Annotated in this window: 7 protein-coding genes and 2 tRNA genes; 8 read left to right on the top strand and 1 reads right to left on the bottom strand. The window is 30.1% G+C overall.

The genetic code is table 11. The features are described from left to right. Window positions 1–23: 23 nt before the first annotated feature. Window positions 24–110 (bottom strand) — tRNA-Leu (locus tag B2694_RS15445). 158 nt (window positions 111–268) lie between these two features. Between B2694_RS15445 and glsA the strand changes: the two genes are divergently transcribed. The 8 genes from glsA to B2694_RS15405 all read left to right on the top strand — a co-directional run bounded on the left by glsA (window position 269) and on the right by B2694_RS15405 (window position 8,887). Continuing rightward, a complete protein-coding gene (gene glsA / locus B2694_RS15440) occupies window positions 269–1,183 on the top strand; it encodes a glutaminase A (RefSeq protein ID WP_035133689.1) in 915 nt (304 codons plus the stop codon). Next, window positions 1,162–1,326 (top strand): DUF554 family protein, encoded by a 165-nt coding sequence (locus B2694_RS15435; protein ID WP_346886501.1) that lies wholly within the window; start codon window positions 1,162–1,164, stop codon window positions 1,324–1,326. The genes glsA and B2694_RS15435 overlap by 22 nt, the downstream gene beginning before the upstream one ends. A 345-nt stretch (window positions 1,327–1,671) precedes the next feature. Further along, entirely contained in the window at window positions 1,672–4,305 is a 2,634-nt protein-coding gene (gene polA / locus B2694_RS15430; RefSeq protein WP_346886500.1) for a DNA polymerase I, read from the top strand. Continuing rightward, window positions 4,292–4,897 carry a dephospho-CoA kinase gene (gene coaE / locus B2694_RS15425; protein ID WP_346886497.1) on the top strand — a complete coding sequence of 202 codons (606 nt, stop codon included), beginning with the start codon at window positions 4,292–4,294 and terminating at the stop codon, window positions 4,895–4,897. Before polA ends, coaE begins: the two co-directional genes overlap by 14 nt. A gap of 13 nt (window positions 4,898–4,910) precedes the next feature. After that, window positions 4,911–5,489 (top strand): lytic transglycosylase domain-containing protein, encoded by a 579-nt coding sequence (locus tag B2694_RS15420; RefSeq protein WP_346886496.1) that lies wholly within the window; start codon window positions 4,911–4,913, stop codon window positions 5,487–5,489. Window positions 5,490–5,643: 154 nt separating this feature from the next. After that, a tRNA-Leu gene (locus tag B2694_RS15415) sits at window positions 5,644–5,729 on the top strand. Between the two features lie 217 nt (window positions 5,730–5,946). Beyond that, window positions 5,947–7,314: a sodium:alanine symporter family protein gene (locus B2694_RS15410; RefSeq protein ID WP_346886495.1), complete on the top strand. Its 1,368-nt coding sequence runs from the start codon at window positions 5,947–5,949 to the stop codon at window positions 7,312–7,314. A gap of 220 nt (window positions 7,315–7,534) precedes the next feature. After that, window positions 7,535–8,887 carry a replication-associated recombination protein A gene (locus B2694_RS15405; protein WP_346886494.1) on the top strand — a complete coding sequence of 451 codons (1,353 nt, stop codon included), beginning with the start codon at window positions 7,535–7,537 and terminating at the stop codon, window positions 8,885–8,887. The last annotated feature ends 69 nt before the right edge of the window (window positions 8,888–8,956 follow it).

Genomic DNA, 8,956 nt, shown 5'->3' with positions numbered 1-8,956 from the left:
TTTTGATACAGCCCCTTTTTTACTGGTGCCGGTGACCGGGGTCGAACCGGTACGGTGTTGCCACCACGGGATTTTGAGTCCCGCACGTCTGCCAATTCCATCACACCGGCTAGTACATTTAGTATTTTACCACAATATCCTAATGATTACAATAGTATTTTTATATTAGATAAGGATAGTGTAGAAGTTAATACTTAAGTATTGAAAAATAGATACTTGATTAATATAATAAAACTGTAAGTAATTAAATCAGAGGGGAGACATGATAATGAAGAGGATCTTGGAAAATATAATTGAAGATTGCAGAAAATGGACAAGTAAAGGTGAGGTGGCTTCATATATACCAGAACTTGCAAAAGCTAATCCAGAAGCTCTAGGTATTTGGGTTACCAATTTAGGTGGAGAAGAATATTTTGCAGGTGATTGGGATATTAAATTCACAATACAAAGTATGTCTAAAGTAATAACTCTAATGTTAGCAATCTTAGATAATGGTACAGAATACGTTTTCACTAAAGTGGGAATGGAGCCTACAGAGTCAGGATTTAATTCTATAACTAATTTGGAAACTCATGAACAAAAACAACCATTGAATCCTATGATAAACGCAGGAGCAATTGCAACAGTGTCTTTAATTAATGGAGAAACAGCTGATGAAAAAATAAATAGAATACTTAACTTTACTAGAAAAATAACTGGAAATGATGAGATAGGTATAAATTACAATGTGTATGAGAGTGAAAAGAAAACAGGAAATAGAAACAGAGCATTAGCTTATTACATGAAGGGTAATGGTATAATAGAAGGGGATGTAGAGGAAATTTTAGATGTCTACTTTAAAGCTTGTTCTATGGAGATAACTTGCAAAGATATAGCTAGGATAGGAGCTATGCTTGCCAATGATGGAGTTCTTATAAATAATGAAAGAGTTATATCCAGAGAGGCATGCAGAATAGTTAAAACCATAATGGTTACTTGTGGCATGTATGATGCATCTGGTAAGTTTGCTGTACATATAGGAATTCCAGCAAAGAGTGGAGTAGGTGGTGGAATAATGGCTGCAGTACCTAGGAGGATGGGAATTGGAGTTGTAGGTCCTGCTCTTGATGCTCAGGGAAATAGCATAGGTGGAATTAAAATTCTAGAAAAATTATCCCATGAATTAGATTTAAGCATATTTTAGAAGTTGAAAAACAATGTAAGGATAAAAATACATCTATTGCAGAAATGACTTGTGTTGGTTCACTTTTAATTATTGCCTTAGCCTTAAATATGATGAAGATATCAAGATTTAAAGTTAAGAATTATTTACCAGCAATTTTTTAATTAGTTAGTATTTATTTGTTTATATAAATACTTAGTTGTATTTAGAAATATATTTTTGCATTTAATAAACCTTCTAAGATANNTATCTTAGAAGGTTTATTAAATTCTATTTTATTAAATGAAATCTATATTATAATTATAATGAAGATGAATGAAAACTTATATTTAAAAATTACAAGTTTTATTGTTAATACCATGAAGTAATGATATAATCATTTATCAAAAGAATCCTGTTTATTTACTTGACTTTAGGCTCAAAAAAGTAAAGAATAATATAGGGGATAATAAGAAAAAATTAAGGAATTCAATAAAAGTGATTAAATAATTTGAATGGATGTGATTAAAATTAATAGAGAAAGCTTAGCTGTTTTAGATGGAAATAGCTTACTATATAGAGCATTTTATGCTATACCAGAACTTACAACAAAAGAAGGCGTTTATACTAATGGAGTATATGGTTTTTTAAATATGCTTCTTAAAATTAAAGAAGATATAAATCCAGATTATATTGTAGCTGCCTTTGATAAATCTTCTAATACATTTAGACATAAGGAATATGAAGATTATAAAGCAGGAAGGAAGAAAACACCTCCAGAGCTTTCCATGCAATTTCCTATAATAAGAGAAATATTATCCAAGATGGGAATAAGCGTATTTGAGTTAGAGGGATATGAGGCAGATGATTTAATAGGTACTATATCTGTTTTAGCAGAAGAAGAAGGAATGGAAGTTTATGTGGTAACAGGAGATAAAGATGCTCTTCAACTAGCCACAGATAACGTTAATGTAGTTATAAATAAAAAAGGAATTACAGAAAAAGAGATATATAATAAAGAAAGATTTATTGAAGATTTTGGAGTAACACCTACTCAATATATAGATGTGAAGGGCCTAATGGGAGATAAATCAGATAATATTCCAGGAGTTCCGGGGATAGGGGAGAAGACTGCATTTAAGCTAATTAAGGAATATGGTAGCATAGAAGATGTTTTGATGAATATATCTAATATAAGTGGTAAAAAACTCAAAGAGTCTCTTCAAGAGTATAGTGAACAAGCAATTTTTAGTAAGAAGTTAGCTACAATTGTTACTAAAGTTCCTGTAGAAATACCTGTGGAGCAGTTAAGAACTAAAGGAAACTTTAACAATAGTGAAGTTAGAGATATGTGTCTAAGATTGCAATTTAAATCTCTTCTTAATAAATTTGAAAATCTTTCACAAGATAGTTCTGAAACTCCAGAAAATCAAAGATTAGAAGTTGTTGATTATAAAGTTATAAATGAAATTAAAGATTTGAATGATGTTATACCTAATATAAAAAATAGGGCTTTTGTAAAGTTATATGTGGAGGATACAAGTAATTTTGCTAAAATTATGGTTAAGACCATAGGCATATTGTCAGAAGGTCAGGTGTATCTACTTTATTGTGATAAATTGCTAGAAGAAGATAGCAAAGGCTTTATAAATGCAATGAAGATAATTTTTCATAATTCTAGCCTTGAAAAAATTACCCATGGCATTAAATATGGATATACTGCTTTTTTAAAGCTTGGTATTGATTTAGACCTAGTAAATTTTGATGTGGAAATAGCAGCTTACTTATTAGATTCATCAAAATCAGAGTATTCCATAAAAACACTTTACGAAGAAAGGCTAGGAAAGACATTTCACGGAGAGGAAGACTCCCTTAAAGCCAGTGAAATTGTAGCTCTTGAGAAAATATATACAATCTTAAAAGAGGAAATTAAAAATGATGATATGGAAGAACTACTGTTTAAAGTAGAGCAACCTCTTACTAAAGTTATATCATATATGGAATATGAAGGGTTTAATATCAATAGAAAAGAATTGGAGAATCTAGGAACTAAATTTAGTGGAGAGATTGATACTCTTACAAAAGAAGTATACCATTTGGCAGGGGAAGAATTTAATATAAATTCGCCTAAGCAACTTGGAAAAATATTATTTGAAAAACTAGACCTACCAGTAATAAAGAAAACTAAAACAGGTTATTCCACCAATGCGGAAGTACTGGATGCTTTAAAGGATAAACATGAGATAATAAATAAAATTTTATATTTTAGACAAATTACAAAACTATACTCTACCTATATAGAGGGACTTAAAAATGTAATAGATGAAGATGGAAGGATACATTCCAACTTTACTCAAACTGTAACTACTACTGGCAGATTATCTAGTACAGAACCTAACCTTCAGAATATACCAATCAAAAATGAGAATGGAAGATCAATAAGAAAAGTTTTCATACCACACAATAAAGATTCAGTAATTTTGTCAGCGGATTATTCACAAATTGAACTTAGAGTTCTTGCGCATATTTCTGAAGATGAAAATATGATAAAAGCTTTTAAAAATAGTTTAGATATCCATACTTCTACAGCATCAGAAGTATTCAATGTGCCAATTGAAAATGTAACTAAGACAATGAGAAGTAATGCAAAGGCTGTTAACTTTGGAATTGTTTACGGAATAGGTGATTTCAGCTTGTCTCAAGATTTAGGGATAACACGAGGAGAGGCTAAAAAGTATATTGATACATACCTTGAAAGATATAGGAATGTACAAAGGTATATGGATAGAGTAATTAAAGAAGCTGAAGAAAATTCTTATGTGACAACACTTCTTCATAGAAAAAGATATATTCCAGAAGTAAAATCTTCTAATAAAATTGTAAAAGCTTTAGGAAAAAGATTAGCTATGAATGCACCTATTCAGGGTAGTGCAGCAGATATTATAAAGATTGCCATGGTGAATGTTGCTAATGAGCTTAAATCAAAACAACTTAGGAGTAGATTAATTTTACAAGTTCATGATGAACTTATACTTAATGTATATAAGGATGAACTTGATTTAGTAAAGTATATAGTTAAGAAGGAAATGGAGAATGTACTAGATCTTAAAGTTCCCCTAGATGTAGATATTTCTATAGGAGACACTTGGTATGAAGCAAAATAATATATTAAGGGTAGGTTTAACAGGTGGCATTGGATGTGGAAAGAGTACCATAAGTATGATTTTAAGGGAAAACAATATTCCTGTTATTGATGCAGATGAAATTGCTAGAAAAGTACTTGTGAATCATCCCAATATTTTATTAGAAATAAGAAGAGCTTTTGGCGATGAATATTTTGATGAAAATGGTGAGTTTCTAAGGCGTAAAATGGGAAATCTAATATTTTCTGATAAAAGTAAAAAAGCTCAATATGAAAATATAATAATGCCTCATATTTTTCATGATATATTTAGTGAAATAAATAAATATAATGATATAGGAGAAGAAATGTGCATAGTAGATGCACCTACATTAATAGAAAGTAAACTTCATACTTATATGGATAAGATAATAGTTGTTATTGCCAGTAAAGAAATACAGTTAGAGAGAGTTATGAGACGAGATAATTTTTCAATAGGAGAAGCAACTATAAGAATAAATAATCAAATGAGTACAAAAGAAAAATGTAAGTTTGCAGACTTTATCATTGATAATAGTGGGAATCTGCAAGAAACTAGGATTAAAGTGATGAAAGTAATAAGCAAGCTTAAATAGATTAGGGGGAAAAATGACTTATAAATCTAATAAAAGGACCAGGAAGAATATATTGATAATAGTTATAGCTGTAATTATTATTGTTAATTTTAAAGTTATATTAAAAAGCTTTTTTCCGTTAGAGTATGAAAAAAGTATTATTGAATATAGTGAGATGTACAATGTAGATCCGAATTTAGTAGCAGCAGTAATTAATACTGAAAGTAAATTTGTAGTAGATGCAAGTTCATCAAAGGGAGCAATAGGATTAATGCAGATAATGCCAGATACGGGAAGGTGGATTGCAGAAAAACTAGAAATAAGTAACTTTAATGAAGAAATAATAGCAGATCCTGAGATTAATATAAGAATGGGAACTTGGTATTTGAAAAAATTGAGTGAGGATTTTAACGGGGACTATATTCTTGTATTAGCGGCTTACAATGGTGGTCCTGGAAATGTTACTAAGTGGCTTGAGGATGAGAAATATTCTAGCGATGGAGAAAATCTTCATGAGATTCCATTTAAGGAAACTAAAAGTTATGTTCAAAAGGTTAAATTTAATCATAGAATATATAAATATCTATACAATTTAGGTCAAAAGGCAGAGTAAAACATATATTGCAATAGCTATAGTATTAAACCCAATTTAGTTTATTATAAATTAATTTGGGTTTGTTTATTAAATTGATTTAACTAAGTTGATTTTAGTTGTTGAATCTAGTGATACATGATGATATAATAATTGAGTAAAATTATATTATTATGCAGATGTGGTGGAACGGCAGACACGCTATCTTGAGGGGGTAGTGAGAGAATTCTCGTGCGGGTTCAAATCCCGCCATCTGCACCAACAAAACAATGGGAAGGAGCCTAATGCTTTTCATTGTTTTTATTTATTTTTAATATCTTATAAGATTATATGATAACTTAAATCTTATCTATTTAAATATCAAATAGTATCATTACATATTCAAATATACAAGGTTATTCGAAATTGTTGAAAAATTCACAAAATAAACTTACAATGAATATAAGGTAGTAAACTGTAACATCATGGGGAGGATATTATGGATAATTTACTAGAGATAGTTAAGAGTATCAACGGAGTTATTTGGAACTATGTATTGATTTTTTTACTATGTGGAACAGGAATTTATTTTACATTTAAATTAAAGTTTGTTCAAGTTGTAAAATTTGGAGAAAGCTTTAAACTTGTTTTTGGTAAAATAAAATTTGGGAAAAAAGCAGGTGCTGATGGAATGTCTTCATTTCAAGCTTTAGCTACTTCAATAGCTGCGCAAGTAGGCACAGGGAATTTAGCCGGAGCAGCTACAGCTATTGCAATGGGAGGACCTGGCGCGATTTTTTGGATGTGGATTAGTGCCTTCTTTGGAATGGGAACTATATTCGCTGAAGCAACTTTAGCTCAGCAATACAAGACTGTAGTAAATGGACAAGTTACTGGTGGTCCAGCTTATTACATTAAAAATGGGTTAAAGAATAAAAATATAGCAAAGGTGTTATCTATATTTTTTGCAATAACTATTATACTTGCTCTTGGTTTTATTGGGAATATGGTACAAGCAAACTCTATCGGAAGTGCTTTTTCAAAATCCTTTAGCATTGATCCTAGAATAGTAGGTGTGGTAGTTGCTATACTAGCTGGTATAATTTTCATAGGAGGGGTTTCTCGTATAGCATCCTTTACAGAAAAAGTTGTTCCAGTAATGGCACTATTATATATTATAGGTAGCTTATTTATAATAGTAATGAACTATGCAAATATATTACCTGCTTTAAAAATGATTGTAGTTGGAGCATTTAATCCTCAAGCTATAGCTGGAGGAGTTGTTGGAGTTACAATTAGACAAGCTGTTAGATATGGAGTTTCTAGAGGATTGTTTTCAAATGAAGCAGGGATGGGTTCAACTCCACATGCTCATGCAGTAGCAAAGGTTAATCATCCATCAGAGCAAGGGTTAGTTGCCATGATGGGAGTATTTATAGATACTTTCATTATATTAACTTTAACAGCTCTCGTAATATTGACTACTGGAGCCTTGGATAGTGGAGAAACAGGAATAATATTAACTCAAACTGCTTTTGTTAATGGTATGGGTGGGGAATTTGGAGGAATATTCATATCAGTAGCATTATTCTTCTTTGCCTTCTCTACAATTATTGGATGGTATTTCTTTGGGGAAGCTAATATAAAATTCTTATTTGGTGATAAAGGAATAACTCCATATAGAATATTAGTTATGATATTTATATTCTTAGGTGCTGGTATGAAAGTTGATTTAGTTTGGGAGCTTGCAGATACTTTTAATGGATTAATGGTATTCCCTAACTTACTTGCCCTTTTAGCGTTATCTGCAGGGGTTAAAAAGTGTTTAGATGATTACAATGAAAAGAAAAGCAAAAACTTACTATAATTAATAATTTAGTATAATTATAATTAATTTTCTTAATTAATTATAATATTAGATTACTATATCAAATATGCAGATTATTACCTTAATTACTTTTAACAGAAATAATAGCCTTCCAGAGATAAAGATTTTATTCTGGAAGGCTTTATGTTATATTTAATATATTATAAAATGAAAATTAGCTTTAAATGATATGATAAATATTTATTGAAGGATGATGTGAATGGAAAGAGAATATAATATATCATTATTTGATTTAGAAGAAACAAAAGAAAAAAATAATAATATAGATTTAAATAGTAATGAACCTTTAGCACAAAGGCTTAAACCCAGCAATTTAGATGAATTTGTAGGCCAAGACCATATATTAGCCAAGGATAAACTATTATATAGAAGCATTAAAGGTGATAGAATTACATCTTTAATATTTTATGGCCCTCCTGGAGTTGGAAAAACCAGTCTAGCAAAAATTATTGCTAAAACTACAAAGTGTAACTATGTTGAGTTAAATGCAGTAACTTCTGGAATTAAAGATATAAAGAACGTAATAGATGAAGCAATGAGAGAAATTTCTATGAGTGGAAAGAAAACTATACTTTTCATAGATGAAATACATAGGTTTAATAAAACCCAACAAGATAGTTTATTACCTCATGTAGAAAAGGGAATAGTAACCTTAGTTGGTGCTACAACAGAAAACCCCTTTTTCGAAGTTAATAAAGCACTTTTATCCAGATCAATGATTTTTAAATTAGAGCTATTATCAAAAGAAAATATAGTATCATTATTAAATAGAGCACTTAAAGACAGAAAGTTTGGCTATGGAAATATTAATATAAAATTATATAAAGAAGCAGAAGAGTTTATATGTGATAATGCTGTCGGCGATGGAAGAAGAGCATTAAATGCTTTAGAATTGGCTGTTTTAACTACTAATAAAAGAGAAGATGGTATAATACATATAACTCTAGATGTAGTAGAAGAGTGTATACAAAAAAAACAAGTTACTTATGATAAAAGTGGAGATTATCATTATGATATAATATCTGCCTTTATAAAGAGTGTTAGGGGAAGTGATCCTGATGCTTCAGTGCATTATCTTGCTCGAATGCTATCAGGTGGTGAAGATCCTGAATTCATAGCTAGAAGACTTGTAATATCAGCATCAGAAGATATAGGCAATGCAGATCCATATGCGCTTTTAATAGCTAATGCGGCTCTAAATGCAGTGAAGTTTATAGGAATGCCAGAAGCTAGAATACCTCTAGCTCAGGCAACTATATATTTAGCTGGAGCACCTAAAAGTAATGCATCTTATAATGCTATTAATTTAGCTCTTGAAGACATAGAGAAGGAAGAAGTAGGTAGAGTTCCTTTACATCTGCGAGGTAACAATTATAGCGGATCTAATATTTTAAATGAAGGATCAAGATATAAGTATCCTCATGATTATGAAAATCATTATGTTAGACAGCAATATATGCCTAAGGAGTTACTTAAGAAAAAATATTATTCTCCAACATCAATGGGGTATGAAAAACGTATAAAGGATAGATTAGATACTTTAAAAAAATAAAATTTAAAATATAAATAATTTTTTGTATTATGCACATCTTATAAATAGGTAATATATTTTTAAAATAAA

This window comes from Clostridium sp. UBA4395, from assembly GCF_002390995.1.
GTDB classification, from domain to species: Bacteria; Bacillota; Clostridia; order Clostridiales; family Clostridiaceae; genus Clostridium_J; species Clostridium_J sulfidigenes.
The sequence above is the reverse complement of the archived record's forward strand: the minus strand, read 5'-3'. Positions and strand labels throughout refer to the sequence as shown.